21 protein-coding genes are annotated in these 22,752 nt (G+C 59.3%); 7 read left to right on the top strand and 14 right to left on the bottom strand.

All coding sequences use genetic code 11. The features are described from left to right. Nucleotides 1-2 precede the first annotated feature (2 nt). On the bottom strand, nucleotides 3-1,262 hold the full coding sequence (locus ACR0NY_RS07695) for an efflux RND transporter periplasmic adaptor subunit (protein WP_170368199.1): 1,260 nt from the start codon (nucleotides 1,260-1,262) through the stop codon (nucleotides 3-5). A gap of 441 nt (nucleotides 1,263-1,703) precedes the next feature. Between ACR0NY_RS07695 and ACR0NY_RS07690 the strand changes: the two genes are divergently transcribed. From ACR0NY_RS07690 to ACR0NY_RS07670, 5 genes are all read left to right on the top strand, one after another. Continuing rightward, nucleotides 1,704-2,969 carry an adenylate/guanylate cyclase domain-containing protein gene (locus ACR0NY_RS07690; RefSeq protein WP_170368200.1) on the top strand — a complete coding sequence of 422 codons (1,266 nt, stop codon included), beginning with the start codon at nucleotides 1,704-1,706 and terminating at the stop codon, nucleotides 2,967-2,969. A gap of 68 nt (nucleotides 2,970-3,037) precedes the next feature. Continuing rightward, nucleotides 3,038-4,297, top strand: coding sequence for an MFS transporter (locus ACR0NY_RS07685; protein ID WP_170368201.1), 1,260 nt, complete (start codon nucleotides 3,038-3,040; stop codon nucleotides 4,295-4,297). Nucleotides 4,298-4,337: 40 nt separating this feature from the next. Beyond that, on the top strand, nucleotides 4,338-5,471 hold the full coding sequence (locus ACR0NY_RS07680; protein WP_170340462.1) for a patatin-like phospholipase family protein: 1,134 nt from the start codon (nucleotides 4,338-4,340) through the stop codon (nucleotides 5,469-5,471). Between the two features lie 118 nt (nucleotides 5,472-5,589). After that, complete coding sequence (locus tag ACR0NY_RS07675; RefSeq protein ID WP_480771284.1) at nucleotides 5,590-6,438, top strand: SLC13 family permease; 849 nt, start codon at nucleotides 5,590-5,592, stop codon at nucleotides 6,436-6,438. After that, complete coding sequence (locus ACR0NY_RS07670) at nucleotides 6,369-7,331, top strand: SLC13 family permease (protein WP_170340466.1); 963 nt, start codon at nucleotides 6,369-6,371, stop codon at nucleotides 7,329-7,331. Before ACR0NY_RS07675 ends, ACR0NY_RS07670 begins: the two co-directional genes overlap by 70 nt. 1 nt (nucleotide 7,332) lies before the next feature. Here ACR0NY_RS07670 and ACR0NY_RS07665 read toward each other — a convergent pair whose 3' ends face one another. The 3 genes from ACR0NY_RS07665 to ACR0NY_RS07655 all read right to left on the bottom strand — a co-directional run bounded on the left by ACR0NY_RS07665 (nucleotide 7,333) and on the right by ACR0NY_RS07655 (nucleotide 11,715). After that, entirely contained in the window at nucleotides 7,333-8,787 is a 1,455-nt protein-coding gene (locus ACR0NY_RS07665) for a GntP family permease (RefSeq protein WP_315901672.1), read from the bottom strand. Continuing rightward, complete coding sequence (locus ACR0NY_RS07660; RefSeq protein WP_170368202.1) at nucleotides 8,784-9,866, bottom strand: patatin-like phospholipase family protein; 1,083 nt, start codon at nucleotides 9,864-9,866, stop codon at nucleotides 8,784-8,786. Before ACR0NY_RS07660 ends, ACR0NY_RS07665 begins: the two co-directional genes overlap by 4 nt. A gap of 79 nt (nucleotides 9,867-9,945) precedes the next feature. Continuing rightward, on the bottom strand, nucleotides 9,946-11,715 hold the full coding sequence (locus ACR0NY_RS07655) for a hypothetical protein (protein ID WP_170368203.1): 1,770 nt from the start codon (nucleotides 11,713-11,715) through the stop codon (nucleotides 9,946-9,948). A gap of 489 nt (nucleotides 11,716-12,204) precedes the next feature. On the opposite strand from ACR0NY_RS07655, the gene ACR0NY_RS07650 reads away from it, so the two are divergent. Next, nucleotides 12,205-12,693, top strand: coding sequence for a hypothetical protein (locus ACR0NY_RS07650; protein WP_170368204.1), 489 nt, complete (start codon nucleotides 12,205-12,207; stop codon nucleotides 12,691-12,693). 69 nt (nucleotides 12,694-12,762) lie between these two features. Beyond that, the gene (locus ACR0NY_RS07645; RefSeq protein ID WP_170340473.1) at nucleotides 12,763-13,623 is read left to right on the top strand and encodes an SDR family NAD(P)-dependent oxidoreductase; all 861 of its coding nucleotides are present in this window, start codon (nucleotides 12,763-12,765) and stop codon (nucleotides 13,621-13,623) included. 103 nt (nucleotides 13,624-13,726) lie between these two features. On the opposite strand, the gene ACR0NY_RS07640 is transcribed toward ACR0NY_RS07645, so the two are convergent. The 10 genes from ACR0NY_RS07640 to ACR0NY_RS07595 all read right to left on the bottom strand — a co-directional run bounded on the left by ACR0NY_RS07640 (nucleotide 13,727) and on the right by ACR0NY_RS07595 (nucleotide 22,730). Then, the gene (locus tag ACR0NY_RS07640) at nucleotides 13,727-14,173 is read right to left on the bottom strand and encodes a hypothetical protein (RefSeq protein ID WP_170368205.1); all 447 of its coding nucleotides are present in this window, start codon (nucleotides 14,171-14,173) and stop codon (nucleotides 13,727-13,729) included. 405 nt (nucleotides 14,174-14,578) lie between these two features. Further along, a complete protein-coding gene (locus ACR0NY_RS07635) occupies nucleotides 14,579-15,610 on the bottom strand; it encodes an FAD:protein FMN transferase (protein ID WP_170404250.1) in 1,032 nt (343 codons plus the stop codon). Between the two features lie 43 nt (nucleotides 15,611-15,653). After that, nucleotides 15,654-16,982 carry an ethylbenzene dehydrogenase-related protein gene (locus ACR0NY_RS07630; protein WP_170368207.1) on the bottom strand — a complete coding sequence of 443 codons (1,329 nt, stop codon included), beginning with the start codon at nucleotides 16,980-16,982 and terminating at the stop codon, nucleotides 15,654-15,656. 94 nt (nucleotides 16,983-17,076) lie between these two features. Next, nucleotides 17,077-18,876, bottom strand: coding sequence for an ammonia-forming cytochrome c nitrite reductase subunit c552 (locus ACR0NY_RS07625; RefSeq protein ID WP_170340481.1), 1,800 nt, complete (start codon nucleotides 18,874-18,876; stop codon nucleotides 17,077-17,079). A gap of 94 nt (nucleotides 18,877-18,970) precedes the next feature. Continuing rightward, the gene (locus tag ACR0NY_RS07620; protein ID WP_170340483.1) at nucleotides 18,971-19,621 is read right to left on the bottom strand and encodes a cytochrome c3 family protein; all 651 of its coding nucleotides are present in this window, start codon (nucleotides 19,619-19,621) and stop codon (nucleotides 18,971-18,973) included. A 10-nt stretch (nucleotides 19,622-19,631) separates the two neighbouring features. Then, a complete protein-coding gene (locus ACR0NY_RS07615) occupies nucleotides 19,632-20,027 on the bottom strand; it encodes a CBS domain-containing protein (RefSeq protein ID WP_170340485.1) in 396 nt (131 codons plus the stop codon). Nucleotides 20,028-20,029: 2 nt separating this feature from the next. Then, a complete protein-coding gene (locus tag ACR0NY_RS07610) occupies nucleotides 20,030-20,212 on the bottom strand; it encodes a hypothetical protein (protein WP_170340486.1) in 183 nt (60 codons plus the stop codon). 4 nt (nucleotides 20,213-20,216) lie between these two features. Further along, nucleotides 20,217-21,443 (bottom strand): NADH:ubiquinone reductase (Na(+)-transporting) subunit F, encoded by a 1,227-nt coding sequence (nqrF, locus tag ACR0NY_RS07605; RefSeq protein ID WP_170340487.1) that lies wholly within the window; start codon nucleotides 21,441-21,443, stop codon nucleotides 20,217-20,219. A gap of 1 nt (nucleotide 21,444) precedes the next feature. Continuing rightward, nucleotides 21,445-22,053, bottom strand: a complete 609-nt coding sequence (nqrE, locus tag ACR0NY_RS07600; protein ID WP_170340489.1) for an NADH:ubiquinone reductase (Na(+)-transporting) subunit E — start codon at nucleotides 22,051-22,053, stop codon at nucleotides 21,445-21,447. Further along, complete coding sequence (locus ACR0NY_RS07595; RefSeq protein WP_170340491.1) at nucleotides 22,050-22,730, bottom strand: NADH:ubiquinone reductase (Na(+)-transporting) subunit D; 681 nt, start codon at nucleotides 22,728-22,730, stop codon at nucleotides 22,050-22,052. Before ACR0NY_RS07595 ends, nqrE begins: the two co-directional genes overlap by 4 nt. Between the last annotated feature and the right edge of the window lie 22 nt (nucleotides 22,731-22,752).

The following is a 22,752-nucleotide window of genomic DNA, read 5'->3' as shown; positions in this document are numbered from 1 at the left end:
GCTTAGTCGCCGATCTTCGAAATGGGGCGGATCGCCATGCCTTCCTGAAGACCACTCAGTCCTGCGGTCACAACCACGGCCCCGGCCTCGAGCCCGGTATTGATGACGACGCCGCCTTCCGACACGTCGCCAAGCTCGACAGGCTGGCGTGACACCGTGTTGTCGCTGGTGTCGACGCGCCACACGAACGTGGATCCGTCCGGGCTGGAAGCCAGGGCGGAGAGCGGGACAGTCATTTGAGGCGCCTGCTGACGGTTGGCGCGCGAAATGACCCGCGCGACCATCCCCGGTAGGACGATCATCCCGTCAGGTGGCGTGACGGACAATCGACCCCGGTAGGTTTGGGTCGCGGCGTCTGCCTGAGTTGTGAACTCGACCAGTTCTGCAGGGACTTCGACGTCGGGCATCGACTCGAAGATGACGACGCTGGTGACGTTCTCTATGTCGAGACCCGACATGGCAATGATGTCCGCGCCCGGAAGATCGAAGCCGACTTCCACGGTCGAAAGGTTCTGAAGCAGGGCGATCGCCTCGCCTGCCTGAACGTTGCGGAAGTTCTCGACAAACCGGCTGGAAATGGTGCCGCTGAACGGTGCCCGCAACGTGGTGTCGGACAGGTTGTCACGAGCGCTTTGAACCTGGGCTTCGAGCCCGCGCAACTGGGCTTCGGCAGCAAGAATTTCTTCGGGGCGTCCACCGCTGCGGCCAATGGCCAACTGTTCCTGCTGTGATCTGAGTTCCGCCTGAGCCACGCGATAGGCCGCCAACCGCTGTTCGAACTGCGAGGCCGGCGCGACGCCGCGTTCGACCAGTCGCTGAGTCCTTTCAAAATCATCCCGAGCCTGATCAAGCTGAGCTTGTGCCGCTGCAACGGCGGCTTCGAGGGCGGCGATCTCTTCGGGTCGGGCACCGACGCGAAGCACGATGAGTTGTGCCTTTGCCTGGTCCATCTGGCTTTCCAGCCGCCGCACCTCGGCCTCGAAATCGCGGGTATCCAACTTTGCGACGACGTCACCTTGCGCTATGCTCATGGAGGCCCTGATCGGCAATTCCACGATCCGCCCGCTGACCCGAAAGGACAGCTCCACCTCCTGAGAGGGGTACACTATCGCGGGATAGGAACGTTGATACAACGTGTCGGTTTCAACAACCGTGTACACCTTTGCCGGACGTGCCGAACCGGTGCTTTCCTGTGCTTCAAGCACTGAGCCCTGTGCGAAGAAAACCAGTGCAGAGAAGAGGCTTAAGCTTTTGATATGCATCGCAATCCCTCGATAAGACATCGGCGGAACCGCAAGCTGCATTTCCGTTTAGACCAACGTTTTCCATCCCAATCTGCCCGCGCAGACCATACTTGACAAGCGACGCTGAGCCAAAATGGCTCAGTGTCTCGCGCACCTTGTGACCGGACATAGTACCAAACATACTCATGTCCGCCGAGGCGACGCGATCCGAACTGCAAGACCAGTCCAAAGGCCTGGGGGAAGAGCCACCAAACTGGGGGCAGGGAGGCCTCAAGGCTTGGGTGTGCTGCGGGGCTTAGACCTCGGGATCGCAAGCTTTTTTGTTGTGTTTTGGCCTTTGGAGTAGAGCCCCTGCCTTGGAAACCGGTCGATAAAATCGAACTTGGCGCCGCGCAGTCCAGTTCTTTTGCTGACGCGGCAATAGCGCGTGCAGACGCGAGTGCGGAAAAGCTGATCGGAGTGATCAGGCTTTCCGCCGCGCTGATCATTGGGCTTACGATTGTTGTCCTGACGGTTTCGGCTAACATCCTTTCCGAGGGTGAAGCGGGCGATGTGCTGCTGGCCGCGTGGATCGTGTTTTCGTATTTTCTGATCGGTGTTGCGTCTATCTCGGTCGTGCAACTCGGCTACTACAGGCTTTGGATGTCTTGGGCGTTCGGTATCGCGGACATAAGCATCGTGCTGTGCAACCTGCATTTCGGCGCCCGGATTCACTATGCCGGATCGGTCGTGGCCTTCGCGGCGCCAGCGACGTTCTTCCTGTTTGTCGTGCTGGTCTCGCAGTTGATCCGGATTCGACCGGTGTTGCAGGTGACATTGACGCTTTGCCTCGTGTCTGGTCTGTTCTTCGTCACTTTGGTTGGAATGGAAGACAGTCTGTCTGACGCGGACATCGTCTACCTCACCAAGAACCACTCTCCCATGAGCAATGCGGTCCGGTTCCTTTTGGTCGTTCTGATCGGGATCATCTGTATCCTTGTCGTGTGGCGCGCCCGCAGGCTGGCCTATGAGGTGGCCCAACAAAAAGAGCGGGAGCGCAACGCGACGCGGTTTCTCTCCCCTGAACTTGCAGGAAACCTCAGCGACAGAAAACTGGACGAACTGCGCCAGGGAAGGGTAGTCTGGATCGTGGTCATGTTTGTCGACATCCGGGGGTTCACCGAGATATCCGAGGCCATCGGCGCCCATGCGACTACTGAACTGCTGACCGAATTCAGGTCCCGTATCGAGAGGGAAGTTACCGAGCACGACGGCGTCATCGACAAGTTCATCGGCGACGGCGCGATGATCGTGTTCGGCCTGAACGAGTCAATGGAGCGGGCAGCGCAACACGCGTTGAAAGCCGCAGAAGGCATATCCGCCACGGTGTCACGATGGTCGGAAGAACGCGAAGGCGCCGGGCGAACCAGGATCAACGTTGTCATGTCGCTTCATGCCGGAACCGCTGTCGCAGGCGCGATTGGCGACGCGCACTACTTGGAGTTCGGGGTCTTTGGCAGCGTCGTGAACGAGGCTTCACGGATCGAGACCTTTGCCAAGCAGCGAAACCTGCAAGTGGCCGTGTCAGATGCGGTTTTGTCTGCGGCAGGAGCGGACGCCGCAGACTGGGTGGAGTTTCCTCCGAAGAAGCTGCGAGGCCGAAGCGAGCCGATCAGGCTTTTTGGGTTGTCGAATGCAGAAATGCAGAAACGGGATCGGGCAAAGGCGTCCGGGCCCGAAATTTGATCGGCTTTCGGAATGGCCATAGTCTGCAAGCTACCGTAGACGAATACAGGACTAGAAAAGATGCGCAAATGTCCCTGAACAAACAACTTGTGACCCTGCGGTCGGTTTTTGTCGCGATGGCGTCCATTCAGCTGGCGACGGCAGCCGCAGGCACGCTTGTGCCTCTTGCTTTTGCCCAGTCCGGCGCGTCGCAGGAAGCAGCTTCGTTTGCCGCGTCGGCCTACTCGGCCGGTTTTCTGGTCGGGTGTTTTGTCGTCGCCAAGTCGATCGCGGATATCGGGCACATTCGCGCATTTGCGGCGGGCGCAGCGATAACAACCGCCGCTATCCTGTTGTTTTCGCAGGTCGACAGTGTTTCGTTTCTCATTCTTCTGCGTTTCCTGATGGGGCTCGCCACGGCGGGCCTGTTTTCCATCGGGGATGCCTGGATCAACGAAACGGCCGAGAAGTCCTCGCGGGGCAGGGTGCTGGCCATCTACGCAATTGTTGTCGGCATTGTTTCGGTTCTCAGCCAGGCCGTTGTCATTCTCGTCCCGGAAGAAAGCGACGATGCCTTCGTTCTCGTGGCCTTGATCTACTGCTTCTCGACCGTGGTCATTGCCTCCACCCGAACGAACCCGCCAGACCCCGGATCCAAGGCCAAGGTTCGTGTCAGAGGGCTGTTACAGGACGCGCCTGCAGCTGTCTTCGGGGTGATCGCCATGGGAATGGTGTCCACCACGATCCTGAGTGTGGCGCCTTACAGCGCCTCTCAACTGGGCATCAATGTCCACGACATTGCCTACATTATCGGCGCGATCTACCTGGGGAGGGTCCTGTTCCAGTACCCGCTTGGCAGCCTGTCTGACAAAGTGGACCGGCGTGTGGTGATCTTCATCACGTCATCCATATGCGCAGCGGTGCTGTTGGCCATGGCTCTCCTGGCCGACGCGCAGCCCGTTGAAATCGAGTTCGACTATCTTTCGCCGGGCTACCTTGTTCTGATGATCCTGATGGTTCTTCTCGGTGGCAGCCTTTTGACCATGTATTCTCTGCTGACAGCACACGCGATGGACAGAACGGTCCCGGTCTATGTTTCGGCCGCGGCGGTGACCATGCTGTTTGTCTGGACCTTGGGATCGATCGCGGGGCCCATAATCACAAGCGTCTTCACGGGTTTTTTTGGCGACAATGCAATGCACTGGGTGAACTTCGCGGTCATGTCCAGTTTCGTCGTCTACCTCGGGTTCCACATCCGGTCCTCCGAACCGGTGTCCCATGCCGAGCAGACCTCCCACACCGATCTCGTGCCGTCGAGCACCGAGATGGTGCCGTCAAAGAAGAGATGAGAATGCACCCCGAAACCCGGAAACTCCACCGGAGGCATAGATGAGAATTCTTGTCATCGTTCTTGTTTCCCTGATACTGTCCGCGTGCGGAACCACTATATCTCGAGATCCTGTCAGCATCAGAGAGCTTGAAGCCCCGCAGGTTCCAGGTATCAAAAATGCCCGCTTCTGGGCCGACGACACGCCACCCAACATCAACGAGCTTCTGACCGAACGGCAGCAGCAAGCGCGAGCGGCCGGACTGCCGGACCGGCATGCCGACCTTACACTGTCCGGCGGGGCAGAAAACGGCGCCTATGCTGCGGGTATCCTGACGGCGTGGAGCGAATCCGGAACCCGCCCGGTTTTCATGAACGTGACCGGGGTGTCTACGGGCGCCCTGGCCGCCCCATTCGCCTTTTTGGGGTCTGACTACGATGACGAACTCAAACGACTTTACGGCGGCCTGCCGCCGGAACAGATCTTTGAGCGCCGCCCGATCACCCAGATTTTTTCGAAGGCGTCCGTAAAAAGCTCGGGACCTCTCCGTCGGTTGCTGGAAGACTATGTCACCGACGAATTCCTGGAAAAAATCGCCGTGCAGCACCGCCGGGGTCGCCGCTTGGTGATCCAGACGGTCAGCCTGGACGCCCAACGCCCGGTGCTATGGGATCTTGGTCGAATTGCTGCCAGTGGCGCTCCGAACGCGCGGAAGGTATTTCAGGATGCGTTGATGGCATCCGCAGCGATGCCCGGCGTGTTTCCTCCGGTATTGATCGATGTCGAAACACCGTTGGGAATTCGTGACGAGCTTCATGTCGATGGTGGCGTAGTTTCGCAATCCATGTTTGTTCCCGGATGGCGCATTCCAAGCCGGTTTACCGAAGGGACCACTTTGTATGCAATCAGAAACGGCAAGATTGATCCCGAGGCCGAGATCACAAAGCCCGGTATCGCCGATATCTCGAAACGCTCGCTCGCCACTCTCATCAAGTATCAAGGCGCGGTCGATCTGGGCGTGGCCTACGCCATCGGGCAGCGCCAGGGCGTCAGGTACAATGCCACGTGGATCGGCCCGGATTTCAACGCGCCTTTGAATGAACCCTTCGATCCGGAATACATGCAGGCCTTGTTTGACTATGGCTACATGCGTTTCAAGTCTGGAACGGTTTGGAACAGAAAGCCACCTGGATGACGCCAGTGAACCTTAGATAATGTTGGGCCGAAGCACCGTGAATCCCGAAGCCACCTTGGTCTTCGTTCTGATCGCGGTTGCCGGTGCGATGGTGGCCAGCAACCGGGTCAGGTAAGATCTGGTCGCCCTGATCGTCGTGATCGCGCTTATCCTTTCCGGCATATTGGCGTCTGGCCAGGCGATGTCGGGATTTGGCAGCCCGGTCGTGATCATGGTGGCCGCGCTTCTGATCATTGGTGAAATGCTGGATCGCACCGGTATTGCGCACAGCATCGGAAACCTGATCCTGCGCTACGGGGGTAACAGCGAGACTCGATTGCTTGTTTTCCTCATGGTCGGTGCCGGCATTCTGGGATCTGTCATGAGTTCTACGGCCATCGTGGCGATTTTCGTCCCTATCATCCTGCGCATTGCCGCCAAAACCGGTCTCCATCAGTCGCGCCTGCTGCTTCCGATGTCATATGCAGCTTTGATCAGTGGAATGCTGACCTTGATCGCGACGGCACCCAACCTCGTCGTCAGTGATACCTTGCAGGAGGGTGGATACGAGCCGCTCGGCTTCTTCAGCTTTTTCCCGATCGGGCTGTTTGTTCTAGTGGTCGCGATCCTTTACAGCCTTACGATTGCGCGGCCCATGCTGGCCGGAGACGACGCGGCGGTCGAGGCTGAACGACCGAGCGAAGGCACGGCGTCACGGCGGGCGTCGTCCCTGAAACTGCTCGAGACTTTCGCGCTACTCGACAAGTTTTACCTCGTTTCGGTGGTTCACAAACCTCAATCCGACCTCCGCTCGATCTTCAGTGGGATAATCGCGCGCGTTCTGGCGCGCAAGCGACCGCCGAAACGCAAGGCGGACGCCTTCGTTCCAGAAATGGAACTGATGACGAGGGACGCCTGTTGGTTGTCGGGGAACCGGCAGAGCTTGCCATACTGTCGGATCAATCCGCATTTCGCGTTGTCGGCGTGATCGAGGAAGAGACCACGGAATGGGGCACAGGCGTGGCATTGGCCGACATGCTTGTCCATCCGGAGGCCCGGATCATTGGGCGCACGGTCTCGGAATACGCATTTCGCGATATCCACGGTGTCGATGTCATTGGTGTGCTTCGGGGCGAAGACCGTCTGGACGACCCGTTTCGTACCGAACTCAAGGCCGGTGACCGGATCCTGATCGCCGGACCGGTGAGTAACATCGACGCCTTCGCCGAATTGAACCATGATTTCGTGCTGTTGCACTTGCCAACCGAGCGCGAATATGTCCCGCTGGTCCCGGACAAATACCTGAGTTCCCTGGCCATTCTGGTCATGATGGTTGTCCTCAGCGTCTCTGGCCTGGTGCCGGTGGTTGTGGCCGTCTTGCTGGCGGCCATCGCAGCAGTTCTGTTTCGCACCATTTCGCCCGAACGTGCCTACGGGGCGATCCACTGGAGCAGCATCGTTCTGATCGCAGGCATGCTGCCCCTTGCCGATGCCTTGCAGGTCACCGGTGGCGCGGACCTTGTTGCAGACGCGCTGATTTCTTTCGTGGGGGACGGTTCGCCAAGGGCAATGATGGGAATGCTGTTCTTCCTGACAGCGGCCCAGGGGCTGGTCCTGTCCAATACCGCGACCTCAGTTCTGGTCGCACCGATTTCCGTGACCGCCGCCGAGACCATGGGAGTGTCGCCGTATCCATTCGTCATATGTGTCCTGCTGGCAGCGTCTTCGGCCTTTTCCACCCCGGTGTCGACGCCGGTGATCACACTGGTCGTGGCACCGGGCGGCTACAGGTTTGCCGACTTCCTGAAAATCGGTTTGCCGCTGACCGTTCTTGTGGGTGTGATTGCTGTCGCGATCACACCAGTGTTCTTCCCGCTGTAGGTCAGAACCCTCCGAACGCGCCGGCAAGAAGAATGATGGCGACCAGCGCGAGGAACGGAATGACGACCGCAGTCACAAAGATATCGAAGTAGCTGTCCTTGTGAGTCAGTTTCGCGATCGCGAGAACCGTGATGACGGCCCCGTTATGGGGCAGCGCGTCCAAGGCGCCGGAAGAGACCGAAGTCACACGGTGCATGGCCTCCAACGAGGTGCCCGAGCTGTCCGCCATGGTACGGAAAGTGTCGCCGAGCGCGTCCAGCGCTATGCTCATCCCGCCCGAGGCGGACCCCGTCATGGCCGACAGGGTCGTGACCGACATCGCAACCGAAACCAGCGGGTTTCCCCCGCTGGCAGACATCAGGGCTTCGGTTACCAGGGCGAAAGCGGGCAGGGCGGCGACCACACCACCGAAACCCACCAGGCTGGCCGTGTTAAAGATCGGCAGCACTGACGCATCCGCCCCCTTGTTGAGCGTTTCGCGCAGGTCCCGGTATTGCCGCCAGTTCACCGCAATCAAGAACAGGATGGATGTGGTCAGCGCAACCACGATTGCCCAGACACCACCCACGGCTTCGACCGAGGTTTCCCCAAAAAGTGGCTTGGCCAGATAGTCGGTGTCGAGATGGGGAAGCAGAAAGGACACGAAGAGCAGGTTCACCGCCACCACGATCACGATGGGCGCCGTGGCGAGGATGATCCCCGGTGGGGTCAGGTCAGGATCGGCGGGGTCAATCTCGTTTACATCAAACCCTTCGTTTGACGTTTGCGCCCGCATGATGCTGTCAGGCTCGGGCACGGCGTCCTCGTGGGCGCCGTATCCTTCTGCGCTTGTTCTCGCCGACCGCTCGCGGAAATTGAGCCAGGCAATACCCAGGCCGAACATGATGATCGCGGCGAAGATGCCCAACCCGGGCGCGGCAAAGGCAGTGGTGCCGAAGTACGGCATCGGAATGGCATTCTGGATGGCGGGCGTGCCCGGCATCGCTGACATGGTGAAAGTGAATGCCCCCAAGGCGATCGCGCCTGGAATCAACCGTTTGGGCACGTCCGCATCACGAAACAACGCTGCGGCGATGGGAAAGATGGCAAAGGCCACCACGAAAAGCGACACCCCGCCATACGTCAGAACCGCACAGCAGATGACCACGGACAGGATCGCGTTGCCCTTGCCAAGCTTTGCGACGATCCATCGCGCAATCGCGTTTGCGGACCCGCTGTCGTCCATGAGCTTGCCGAAGATGGCCCCCAGAAAGAACAGGGGAAAGAAGGCAAAGATGAAGTCGGCCGCGTTCATCATGAAAACCTGGGTATAGGCCGCGATGGGCGGTAACCCACCGGTCAGGATCGCCGCAAGCAAGGCCATCAAAGGCGCCAGGATGAGCAACGTGATGCCTTTGAAGGCAAGGTACATCAGAAGGATCAGGGGCAGCAGGATGCCCAGCAATTCGTAACTCACAACGGCAGCTTTCGTTTGGTCCCCGGTTCAAGGTGCGCCGGTTCAAGGCTTTCTTCCCACAGCGGCTGTGGCGTCCATGTCGATTGTACGCCGATATGGGCGGCATTCTCGTCCAGCCAATCCGACGCAGCCTTGTGCCCAATGTCGAACAGGTGGCGCAGAAACGCCTCCTCGGCGTTCAGCTTGCTGGATGCGCCAAGGCCACAGAGATCGCGTTCGGCGCCGATGACGTGAAGTCGCGAATCCCTGTAGGCCTCGCGGTCGAGGTTCTCATGGTGGATGATCTCCCATAGGAAACCGAGCGCCCGCAGCTCTTTGACAAGGCTGCTGTTGAACGTGATTTCGTTGAGTCGGTTGTCAATCTCGGCGGCCGTCGTAGGAATCTCGTCCCGCTCGAACGGATTGATTTGGACAAGAATGACGTCGCGGGCCGTGGTTTCGTCAATGAGGGGAAAAAGCGGCGGGTTGCCCATGTATCCGCCATCCCAATAGGCTTCGCCGTCGATCTCCACAGCCTTGAACAGTTTTGGAAGGCAGGCCGATGCCATGACCGTGTCGACGCTGATGTCCGGTTGCCGAAAAATCTTGGGGCGCCCGGTCCGCACATTCGTTGCGCACAAGAAAAGCTTGATGTCCTCGGATCCGTTGACTAGGTCGAAGTCAAAGCACTTTGCCACGATGTCCCGCAGCGGGTTCACGTTGGCCGGGTTCAGTTGATAGGGCGAAAGCAACCGCCCGAAAATCTCGGAAGCAAGATAGGTCGGAGAATAGTCCAGCGACCAGCGACCCAAAAACCTGTCCAGCGGACCGCGTCGGATCGGGCTGAGCCGTGCAGCCCGGCTTACGTCCATCCAGTATTTCTCAAGCAGTTCCTGCGCGCGCGGGTTTCCACCCTCGAGGAGCCCTTGAACCAAAGCGACGGCATTCATCGCCCCGGCGCTGGTCCCCGAGACGCCCTGGATGTCAAGCCAGTCCTCTTCCAGAAGCCTGCTCAGCACGCCCCAGGTAAAGGCCCCGTGGGAACCGCCGCCCTGCAACGCGATGTCTACCTTCACCGCAGCCCTTTGTTCACTTGCCATGGTTTGTATCTCTGATTTCTGCGCTGTGGACGCGGCAATGCCGCCAGTATCGTTGCGATGATTGCTGTGCCTGGAGCTTTCATTGAACGGGTAGAATAGGTGACAAGGCTACAGGATGGGATGAAAAAAAGATCTGGCGGCCTGGCAGTCTGGCGCCAAAACAGCCGGGAAAGTGCTTGAATGCCCGAAAGCGCGGCATCTGGCAACGCTCTGGCAAGGGCCAGTCCGCTGTCGGGGAAAAACCTCGGACTTGCCCGAACCGGGTTTGCTTTATGGGATCGCTTACCTCAGAAACGGTACCAAGCATCGCGGTCAAACCTTCTCTGGTGTCGCCATAGGTGCCGGTAAGGGTAAACTCCATGTTGTTTCCGATCTGCTTGTAGATGCCAAACCGACCGGCCCATTCCTCATGCTCCATACCGATGTTGAAGTTCAGGTTGGGGCCACCCGGAATGGGAATGGTTCCGGCCATCTGGCTGTCGAGCTTGAGCCAGTCGGCACCGATCATCACGCGCAGGCGATGCCGCGGAAAATAGTATCCGATCTGGGGCGCAATCAAGTGTGATGTCGCTTTTGTGCCGGCTTCTTCGGTTGTTGTGGTCAACACTGTTCCGGTGACCGAGGCGAAGTAGTTGCGCCAGCCCCCCGCGAGCGTTGCGCCGCCACCGACCACAGTGGAATTGATGTCGATTTGTTCTTCGATGATTGGAGGCAGCCCAACCAGCTGACCAAGACCGGTCGTCCGGATCTTCAGGCTTCCGGTGGCTTCCAGCTTGCCAAAAAGGCCCATTAGGTTCAGGAATGGAAACGGAAACCAGTCGATCCGGACTTGGGGTGATTTCGCGTGGATGTCGATGCCTGACCCGTTGGGCTTGAAGATTGCCTCGATCGGCTCGCGTATCCCATTGATTTCAAAGCTTGAGAAAGTGAACCTTGTTGTGATGTCGTTGTACATCACGCTGACGCCGAACGGCTTGGGAAACTCGTAGCCGGCCGCCCTGGCCTGCCTGCCGAAGATCGGGAATGTCCGGTCAATGTTCACCCGCACCGGATTGTTGAACGAGGCGAGGTCCACGCGTCTCAGAGCTGCGGCACTTTTGGGTGTTACGTCGTTTCCGTCCTCATCGACATAGCTGATCGCAGTTGTCCGAACCGTCGTGACAAACTGCCCGCCATTTGGCACCAGGCCGAGGAACAAATCTCTTGCCACGATCACGTTGACCGAATCCTGGATAACATCTGTTTCGTTCTTCGCCCGAGAGAAACGGACATCCAGCGTGTAGTCTGACACGCGGGTGCCGTCGTGCAGGAAGGTGCGGCCTTCATCTAGCGTCAGAACAATCCGGGTTACGCGGTCGCCATCCACCCAGATCCGCCCCTGTAGGAAGCGGATCCACGCGATGTCTTGCGCCAGCGCAAACGGGCTGTAGCGAAACGTGTAGACGGCGGTTGACCCGTTGGAGGATTCCAGCCGGACGCTTTCAGGGTCGTATGACAGATCCAGCGATCTGATTTCGTGCTGAAGCCGCATCCTGGCTTCCAGGACACTGCGAAACCGGCGGGTCGAGGCGGTCGTCGGGGTCGGCTTGTCGAACTTCAGGACCAGATCGATCCCCGACGGGGTTCTGGGATCGAATTCAATCAACACGCGATCGCTAAGGGTTTCTTCCGCGGTACGGATCTCGATTTCGGCAAACCGGGTATAGCGCAGATCCGTTGACAATTCGGAAACCATAAGTTCCAGTGTCTTGGGATCGATCCCGCGGTCGGTTAGAGGATCGGCATTCGCGATCGCGGCGACACCGATGGCAAAGACCACAAGTGCTACGTTCGAGATCCAGCGCTTCAACATAGGAGTTGTCCTGGTTGTGTGTGCATTTGAAGGACGGGGTCGAACGGATCGCACATCGTTTGAAAGCCGATTGTCACTGCTATCGACGTCCTCTGGTTCAACGGGTTCCGACCGGGTTCTAGGGTCAAAAAACTCATGCCTTGGAAGAGAGACCTTTCCTCAACTGCAAGTATTGCTAAGGGACAAAACCTTGTCGCAAAAGTCCTGGGCCATTTTGGCTCACTTCGATTTGGACAAATCAAAGCCACCACCCATTATCAAAGCGCGTGCGAGGTCAAATCAGGGCGACAGTTTTTAGTAAACCAGTGCTGTGCACCGGGTTCTTGAGAGGTGGTTCAATTGCCAAACTACGATCAGAAGGGGGCCGTGGAGCACTTTCCCGATGGCGGAGTGCAATGCGCCGGCTCGGCTGGGACAGACGCCACGCACATGGTTGACGGCCCGATCGGCGCCTAGGTTCGGACGACGCATTCAGGAGCGGGGAAAGTGCAGGATCTACCATTCTGGAAAGCGGTTCTGATCACGCTTGGTGTTTTGGTCGCGGCCGGAAGCTATTTTTTTGTCACGTCGTTGTTTGGTCTCAAAAATCCCTGGATCGCCTTTGTTGCGGTCACCGTCTGGAGCGCCACCGGCATGAAATTGGATCAGGCGCCCGGGATCTTCGTCGGCGGTGCGGTTGGGCTTCTGATCTCCTGGTCGATTGCGGAGTTTCCTGCGCTTTTCGGCGATATCGCGGTGATCGTCCCGCTGATTGCAATCATTCTGGCCATTGCGTGCAAGATCAAGGACATGCTGCCGCTGGTCTGCAATTTCGGGCTTTTCGCCTTCCTGACCATCGGCACGGCGCCAGTCCTGTTGGAGCAGGACATGCATCTGATCTACCTGAGGGATCTGGCATTCGGCGCAGTTTGCTTCTGGTTGTTGCCATGGTTGGTCGTACGGCTGCGACCTGACCCCGCGGGACCGGAACGTTGAGGCTGCAACCACGTGAGGTCGGTCACGGGTAGTTTTCGATCGGCACGGAAAACATGGAGGATTTGAAAAATGGGACGCTGTAATAGCCGGGTGGCCTTTGTAACGGGCGCGAGCCGGGGGATCGGCAAGGCAATCGCCATGCGGCTGGCCTCGGAAGGGGCATCGGTGGTCTTGAACGCACCCGTGATGGGGGAAGAAGACGGCCTGCCGGGAACGCTCGAATCCGCCGTGGCGGATATCGAGGCAATGGGCGGCAAGGCGGCCGCGATTGCGTGCGACCTGGCGGACCCCGAGGCGCGTGCCGGGTTGATGGATCGGGCAAGCGCCTTCTTCGGACCCATCGACATTCTGGTGAACAACGCCGCCTACGGAATCATGAAGTCGCTCACCGAGATCGAAAACAGCGAGATGACCTTCATGTTCGAATTGAACGTCATCGCCCCGGTGGACCTTGCCCGGCAATGTCTGCCGGAAATGAAGAAGCGGGGGGCGGGGTGGATCCTGAACATCGGAAGCGGTTCGGCCCGGGTCGATGAACTTCCTGGTCGGGCGGGCATTCCAATCGAGGCGACGTATTCCATGGGCGGTTACGGAACGACCAAGGCCGCGCTGGACCGCGCGACTTTGGCCCTTGCCCGCGAGCTTCAACCACATGGCATTTTCGTCAATTCGATGCGCCCGACGGCCATCGTTCTGACCTCGGGGGCCGGCTTTACCCGGATGATCGCGAAGACCAATCCCGACATGCTGGAACCGGTCGAGGTGATGTCCGAAGGCGCGCTGGAGCTGTGCACGGGAAGGCATGCGGGTCGGGTGATCGCGAGCCGCGAAATCATCTTCTACGTCGGCGGCAAGGTTCACAGCCTGGACGGGAAGAAGGTCATCGGCGATGCCTTCTTGTTGGGCGACCCTGAAGGCACCACCGACTGACTACCGGCATTGATGATTCCGCTCCCGTAGCAAGCTTGCGGCTTCGGGACCTGCGGGCGGGCGGCAGTCTTGGTTGCTCATGCCCCGGAAAACACCGGCGGCGTCAAAAGATGCCGTTCTCTGCTTTCTTGATGACGGGCCACCACACGTGGTTCTCCAACATCTCGAAGTTAGCCGCTTCGGGGCCGAACCCTTGTTTGAACACCTCGAGCAGTTCCTTGTTCAGGTGGACCCCGCCGTGAACGTAATCGGCGATCGCCCGATGAAAGCTGGAGTTGAACGCAACCTGCATCTGGTTGATCTGCACACCGTGCTCGGTCCGCTCAATCGCGTTTCCCGCGTCCAGAAGGTCCAGCTGACGGCGGACAGATGTCTGGGGCATGTTGGTGTAGGTGGCCAGCGCCCGGGTGCTCCATGGCTGACGATGCACCAACAAGGCCTGGTGAACGCGTTGCAGGGGTTCGGGGTAGTTGAACCAGTCGAACGTGATTTTCCACCTTCGCCAGAGGCGCAGCTGGTCACGTTCGTCGTCGGTGTAGTCAAGTTCCATCCGGAGCATTCCAAGCTGAAGCAGAGCGATACGCAAATAAGTGATTGCCGAAACATCAAATGTCAAACTGGCATAGCGAGTTCGGGGATCAAGCCGGCGCGCCGGCAGGAGAAATTTTGGTGAGATGCGAATACGAAAGCCCCCCGCATGGCACTCTCAGGCCAGTCTTGGACAGCTGCATGCTGTCATCTTTGACAGCAGGTGGCGAGTAAGGATCAAGAGCAGTTCAGTTGTTGACCCAATGCCGGCCCGATACTGGTATCTGCTGCGGCCGACGGATGTCAGTCTTGCCGACGCGCAGCCGATGGCTGGTTGAACATCACTGCAAAAGGCATGCAGGGACAGCATTCCATGGATATTTCCGAACCCCTGTCCTTGTTCGGTCGTGCCGAATGGCCTACACGGTCAGGACTGCTTTTCCAGCCACGGCAGGATGGTGTCCGTGTGCCTGTCGGCCAATCCTCCCTCGGTCCGGAGAATGAAACTGGCCGCGATGCCATTTCGTTGTGCAAACTCGAACCCTTCGTCCGGCCCCATTACCATCAAGGCCGTTGAAAGCGCATCCGCGGTCATTGCTTGGCGATCGACAACGGTGACAGAGGCCAGAGTATGCGCGACTGGCCGCGCGGTGCGGGGATCAATGACGTGGCTGTAGTTTCGTTCCGCCACCGTGAAGAAGTCGCGATAGTCCCCAGATGTCGCTACCGCCTGATCCTGCAACTGAAGCACACGGTGAACCTTTCTTTCCGCCGGCTCGGGGCGTTCGATCCCGACACGCCACCCGGACTTGTCAGGCTTCTGCCCCTTGGCCCGCAGCTCGCCACCTATGTCGATGAGATAGCCGGGAACTTCCAGCGCATCCAGCATGGTCGCAAGCCGGTCCACCGCAAACCCCTTGGCAATACCGTTGAGGTCGATGGCAAGATCGGCGGTAGTCTTCCAGCAGCTGCCGTCCTTCAAGTGCAGCCCATCCATGCCGACGACACCCACCGTTTTCGAGACCTGGCGTGCACTGGGTACCTTGTGTGATCCACCAAGGGGGCCAAAACCCCAAAGGTTCACCAAGGGGCCGATCGTCGGATCGAAGGCGCCTTCGGTAAGGTCACGGATACGTCGTGCTTCTTCGACGACCTTGCAGGTGAGGTCCGAGAATGCCACCGGCGAGTTGGGCGCCGCGTCGTTGAACAATGAAACCTCGGAGTTCGCTTTGTAGGTGGACATAAGCCGGTCGACTTCGGCCAAGGTTCCAAGCACGTTCAGTTGAAGACCGTCGTCGAAGCCGAGGCCTTGGGGAAACACGATCCGGTAGTACGTGCCCATCACTCTGCCGGACAAGCTGTCCAACCCGGCTTCCTTGGCCCAAGCCGGGTAGGCGGAGCCGAGAGTCACGCCGTAAAGAACCCCGGCGGTTCCTGCTAGAAACGTCCGTCTGCTCATCATGTTATGTGCTCCGCTTTGGTGTGGTCGAACTGGGCCAATTCTAATGCTCAAGCTTCACCGGCTGAATGTCGGCTGCCACGCCGAGGCCTAGGCTGAACGGGAACGAGACATGGTGAAAGCGCGTCGTCACGTTGTCGTCATGCACTGCGAAACTGATCGTATAGGCGTTTCCGTCGCGCAGGATCTTGTCGTCCTGCGGGTGGCCGGTATCCAACGGGCGCGTCCAGGTCACGGTCCATTCTCCGTCTTTCCAAACGCCTTCCGAGCGGGCGTTGTCGGCGGCTGAACCGGTGGCGTCTTCGCGGCTGAGCAGCCGGCCCGGCAAGACATCGTCTGTCATCCAACCATGGCTTGCGTCATAGGGTTTGGCGTTTTCTTCCCGAATGATCGCAAAGGGTTTCGACAGGTCGCCCACGCTGTCCGTCGTCAGCGACAGAAGACCCGTCACCCCCTCATCGAACATGTAGATGGGGGTCATTGTCGACCGGTCGACATTCCAGCTGAACGGGCCTTTTCCTTCATCAAACAACCGGTATTCCAGAACATACCCGTCGTCTGACATGCCGACCGCATTGCTTCGCGCACCACGCCACTGCATCAGATCCAGAAAACCGCCGTCATCCTTGATTTGGGCGATTTCATCCGCCGACTTGGTCTGGTCCCAGCTCGAACCGTCATCGGTGCGGCTGGAGGGCAGGTACTTCCTTACGTCCCCGACATTCAGAACCGCGCCAAGCAGGTCATGACCGCGCACCTGTTCCGCTGTTGGGCGTTCCGGCATGTCGCGCTGGCCAAGATGACAGGTCAGCCAGCAACCCTGCTCCTGGTAGAGCGGCACCGTTCCGTCATCGATGATCATCGCGATCCGGTCTTCGTAGAGCGGTGGGGTGTCGCCGTTGCGCACCCGGTCGCTGGAACGCGGTCCGCCATAGAATTCCCACGCCTCGCCGTTGAAGCGCATGTAGTCATGCATCTGCCCGGGGCGATCCGCGTTGGTTTTCCACTGAAAACGCCAATACAGGTTTTCGGCGTCATAGGCGGCCTGAACGGCAAGGTCGATCACCCCGTTCTTGCCGTCGATGGGGTTCGGCTCGAGCCGTCCGCCGCCAACGATGCCGTCGCCAAGTGTCGCCTCGGCGTCTGTGTGGCAAGCCGAGCAGGGCTGCCCCTGCGCCACCATGAGGGCGCCGACGCCGTGTTCTTCGCTGCGAAGCCATTGCGAGCTTGAAACCCCGGGATAGAACAGCTTAATCGTCGTGGTGGGTATGTTCGACCAATCGTCCGGCGGGGCGGCAGATATCGACGCCGGCACGGCAAGGCTCCCTGCCGCCAAGACGGCTGATCCGATAATTCCTGTAACTCTACTCATGAAACATCTCCCTGACACGTTCTGCCGACGCACCCGATCGGGCGGGTCGCTTGTTGGGTGATGGCCGCAAACGGTTCGCCGCCATCAGCGCAGATCACTTTGACGCCAGCCATTCCGCGACCGCCGACAGATCCGCGTCGCTTCCAGTCCAGGCAAGCGGATGAGGCGGCCCTGCGCGCAGATAGGCCTCGATGTTGGCCGCATCGCGGCGGCCGCCGATGCCATCGATCTCTAGCCCCATCATCGTCGCTGTTATGTCCTCGCTGCTGACGGAATGACACTGGCTGCAGTTTGCGTCGATAAAGGCCTGCTTTCCGTCAACCGATGGCATGGCGTCATTGCTCGTGGTTTCCGCCGCGGCCACGCGGGTCAGCCGGTCCTGAACCCTGCGGTCGGCGGCATGGGCGATTGCCGGCGGCAGCGAGCCGACAATGTCGTCGCCACGGATCGGGGCAGGGGCGTCCGGCAGGGTCGGGTTGATCGTCGGGACCAGCTCGATACCGTGCCGGGCCGCGACTTCGACCAACAGCGCCTGACCATCCTGGGCCATGTCGACAGCTTGATCGAGGACGCGCAGGGCTTCTCCGGGGCTGTGTGCACCTGTCGAATTGGACGCACCGATCCAGTCCCAACGCATGCTGGCGCGCCGGTGATAGTCGAGCACCAGTGACAGTTCTTCGCTGATTGCGCCTTCGCGCTCGGCTGCGTCCGCAATCTGCGAGAAGGGTTCCAGTCCGGCGAGGGTTTCGCGAACCGTCGCGACGTCTTCGATCAGGGCAAGCACCGCCTTTTCAGCCGTCAGATAGGCCGCGATCACGTCCACCTGAATGTCATAGACCCGCTGATACATCTCGTCGGCGGTCATGCTGTTGTGGCAGCTCAGGCAGTTTTCGATCTTCTTCAGCGGTGAACCCATCGTGTGATCGGTCACCTGTCGCCCGTTCCACTCGGTTTTCGGCATGTGGCAGTCGACGCATCCGATCATGCTGGAATGAACCCCGCTCGACACCACTTCGAATTCCGGGTGCTGCATCTTGAGCATCGGGGCCTTGGTTACCGCGTGGGTCCAGTCCTGCGCAAACACGCCGGATTCGCGCGCGGTGTCATAGTATTCCTCGACCATCTCGAAGCGCAGGGGCTGATCCTTTGGCCACTCGGTCCAGGGATAGGTCAGGATCGCGTCCTGACCCTGAAAGTAGTATTCGACGTGGCATTGCGCGCACACATAGTCGCGCATCTCCCGCGGCGAACCTTTGAGCCCGCTCGCCGGGTCTTCTTCGTAGCCGCGCATCACCATGGCGTCGATGAATGCCTGCCTGTTCACGCGCAGACTCATGTCAGACGGGTTGTGGCAATCGTTGCAGGAACTGCCCAGTTGAGCGCCCTCGACACCATGCCCGTATTCACCGCGAAGTTTTTCGATCGTATCCCAATAGGGTGTGCGGTTGAACTCGGCCCAACCCATCTCTTCGGTGAGTATGGGGGACCAGCCGCTGTGGCAGTTCATGCATGCGCCGGGCTGGCCGTTGAAGGCGGGAAGACCATGAGCATTGAGATATTCCTTGTCGTTGCGCTTGGTCTCCATCTGGTCGATCTGCGTATAGTAGTGACCGCGATCTTCGTTGAAATCGACGGCAAAGGCATAGCCTGCCCAAAGAGCCTGCTTGCCCGGATAGCGGATCAGCTTGCTGTACGGGTAGTTGCCGCCAAAGGGGGTTGGATTGTCCATCTCTTTGGTGGTCATGTACATTTCAACGTAGTCCGGCCATTCCTCGGCCCAGGCTTCAATCCGGGGATCGTCCCCATCGGGTGAGGCAAAAACAATCGCCGCGGAAAGCGCCGAGGCAATGCCGGCTGCGGCGATCAAATCTGGTCTCGGCGTCTTCCAATCCATCAAATCTCCTCCCTTTGAACTGCAAAACTGCATTCAGTGGCTTTCTTCCACGGCTTCCGTACACCCGGCATTTGCGCGGATATCCGACGCTTGATCACAGATCATGCGGGTCGTGGCATGTTGCGCATTGCAGCGTTTCGATCTGTATCCCGTTGTTTTCGAAGTCTTCGTGCTTCGAATTTGTCAGCCCGTGACAACTTGCACAAAGGGCTCTTTGCCCTGCCAGCTCTGCCAACGGGTTCTCGGTCGCGTGAACCTCGTGACAGGTCGAGCAGGTCATGCCGCTGACATCATGAGAGCTGCCCAACCAACCTATGCCCAGGCGCCCCCCGGACGTGTTGGCGTGGCAACCCAGGCAGGTGTCGAACTGGCCCTCCTTGGGCCGCCCGGCATAGCTGAAATCGTTGAGAGGCGGGAACCCGACACCCCCCCGGGCACTTGAAACATGAAAGCTGCCCGGGCCGTGGCAGGACTCGCACCCCTGTTGACCATAGGGCGCATGGGGATTGTCCGCGTCCCCGTGCGGTGTCTCGGCCATAAGCGTCATCTCCGGGCCGCCGTGACAGGTCAGGCATGCCTCCGGCCCGCCGTCGGTGTGTTTTGCCTCCGGCAGGTTCCGAAGGCTTTGAGCCTGTGTTCCGTCCAGCCAGACACCCACCGAAAGGATGCTGACCACCGCAAACATCACGGCCGCCATCGGGCTTCGGACCGAGTTGAATTTCGAGATTTTGCGCCAGAATTTCATGCGTCACCCATCAACTCGACCACTGCCAGCGATCCGTCAATGCGGCGATGATGTCCCGCCGGCTGATCACGCCGACCAGATCGCCACCGGCAACGACCGGATAAAGCCGGTGCGGAAGGTGAAGCAGGCTGCGGGTGGCGCTGATCAGGCCTTCGTCCGGGCCCACGGTCTTGACATCGCTTGCCATAAAATCGCCGACGAGCCCCGCAAGTTCTGAATGGTAGGTGGCCTGCAGAACGCCCCTTATGCAGTCCCGGTCGCTGAGGATGCCGGTAAGCGCGCCCCTGTCGTCGACTACTGGCGCATTGGATATGTCGTGCGCGTGCATTAGGTGCAGAGCTCGCAAAATCTCTGTGTCCGGTTTGACCGAGATGACGGTCCGGGTCATGTAGTCGCGCACACGCATGATCAGCCCCTTTCCTCGTCGGTTCCTGAAGCCGACGCCGACTTGTTCGGACAATCCTTGCGGCAACGCTGGCACCCGCCGGGGGTGCAGCCGGTTGGCAGCTCACCGTTTCGAAGCACCTGGATGCCAACCAAGATCAGCATGCTGATGAAGAACAGGATGAATGTGGCCAGCAGGACTTCCATTCGATTACCCTCCGAAATCGTCCAGCATGATGTTCTCGGCGTCCACGCCTTGCGAGTCGAGCATGTCGATCACCGCTTCGTTCATGACCGGCGGGCCGCACATGTAGTACTCGCAGTCCTCGGGCTCGGGATGCTTAGACAGATACTCCTGATAGAGCACTTCGTGGACGAACCCCGTCAGCCCGGTCCAGTTGTCCTCGGGCAGCGGTTCGGACAGCACAAGATGCCACGAGAAGTTGTCATGTTCGCGGGCCAACTTGTCGAACATTTCGACGTAGAACGCCTCGCGCAGGCTGCGCGCGCCGTACCAGAAACTGATCTTCCGCTTTGTCTTCAGCGTGCGCAACTGGTGCAGAATGTGGGACCGCATCGGCGCCATGCCCGCCCCACCACCGATGAAGACCATCTCGGCGTCCGTCTCTTTTGCAAAGAACTCGCCATAGGGGCCGGATACGACAACCTTGTCCCCGGGCTTGCAGCCGAAGATGTAGGACGAGACGATTCCCGGTGGCGCGTCCGGCGCCTGTGGCGGCGGTGTCGCGATGCGGACGTTCAGGATGATGATGTCGTCTTCGGCAGGGTAGTTCGCCATCGAATAGGCGCGCAGCGTCGACTCGGTCACATTCGATTTCAGGTCGAGAAGCTTGTATTTTTCCCAGTCTTCCCTGTATTCGCCCGGAATATCGATCTGCCTGAAATCAAGGGAGTAGGGAGATGTTTCGATCTGGACGTAACCGCCGGCCCGGAAGTCGATCTTCTCACCTTTGGGCAGTTCAAGGACGAACTCCTTGATGAAGGTCGCCAGGTTCTCGTTCGAGCGAACCGTGCAGGTCCAGCGGTTCACCCCAAAGACGTCGTCGGGCACCTCGATCTTCATGTCGTTGTCGACGCTGACCTGACAGGCGAGGCGCAAACCGGTTGCAGCCTCCTTCTTGTTGATGAAGGACTTTTCGGTTGCCAGCAATTCGCCGCCGCCCTCGAGCACCCGCACCTTGCATTGGCCACACGTGCCGCCGCCGCCGCATGCAGACGCGAGAAACAGGTTGCTGTCGCCCAGGGCGACCAACAGCTTGCCCCCCGGATCCATCTTGATGTCACGGCTGTCGTTGATGTTCACCGTAATCTGGCCCTGGGGAACAAGGCGCGACCGGGCAAGGAGCACAAGGACCCCGAGGCTCGACACGATGACCATGAACAGCAGGACGGAGACGATGATTTCGGTGCCGGCCATCTTACAACTCAATCCCTGAAATGCCCAGGAACGCCAGCGACATGATCCCAACGGTGATGAAGGTCAGCCCCAATCCTTCAAGACCTTCGGGCGCTTCGCTATAGCGCATCTTCTCGCGCAGCCCGGCAAGCGCGACGATCGCGATCGCCCAGCCTGTTCCGACGCCGAACCCGTAGACCGTGCTTTCGACGAACGTGTAGTCGCGCTGCACCATGAACAGCGATGCCCCCAGGATCGCGCAGTTGACCGTCAGCAGTGGCAGGAAAATCCCCAGTGACGCATAAAGGGGCGGCGCGAACTTCTTCAGGACCATCTCGAGGATCTGGACCATGGCCGCGATGACGCTTATGTAGCTGATCAGTCCCAGATAGCTCATGTCCAGCTCGGGCAGCCCTGCCCAAGACAGCGCACCGGGTTTCAGGAACAGGCTGTAGATGAGGTTGTTGAGGGGGACGCTGATCGTCTCGACCACGACAACGGCGATCCCGAGACCGATGGTCGTGCGCACTTCCTTGGATACCGCCAGAAAAGTGCACATGCCTAAGAAGAACGAAAGCGCAAGGTTCTCGATCAGAACCGCACGAAGAAAGATGTCGAAGAGGTTGGTCATGATACGTGCCTCCTCGCGTGTTCGGGAAGCTGCTCGGGCCGGACCTTGGTTTCGTCGAACTCCGGGGCTTCCCTTTGCTCGCGTTTCCACGTCCGCAATCCCCAGATCAGGAAGCCGATGATGAAGAAGGCGCTTGGCGGCAACAGCATGAGCTGGTTGGGGACGAACAGGCCGCCATCTGCAGCCACCGGCCAGATCGTGACCCCAAGCAGTGTGCCGGCACCGAACAGCTCGCGGATGGTGCCCACGACGACCAGCACGGCGGTGTAGCCCAATCCGTTGCCGATGCCGTCAAGCACGCTCATGCCGACAGAGTTCTTGGCGGCAAAGGCTTCGGCGCGGCCAAGGACAATGCAGTTGGTGACGATGAGGCCGATGAAGACCGAAAGCGTTCGGGCCGCATCCGGCGCGTAGGCCTTCAATACCTGATCCACCACGACGACCCCGGTGGCGATGACGGTCATCTGAATGATGATCCTCAGGTTGCTTGGGATGAAGTGGCGCAGCGCCGAGATCACACCGTTCGAGAAGGTGCAAACCGCCGTCAGCGACACCCCCATGATCAGAGACGTGTAGAGCGAGTTGGTGATCGCAAGGGCCGAGCAGACACCGAGAACCTGAAGCAGAACCGGATTGTTTTCAAAGACCGGGTCCAAGAGTGTCGACCGAACCGTCATTCTCTGATCTCCCACATCGAAC

This window comes from Ruegeria sp. BJ5 (assembly GCF_056537865.1).
Note: the sequence above shows the minus strand (reverse complement) of the source record. Positions and strands in the feature narration are given on the sequence as shown.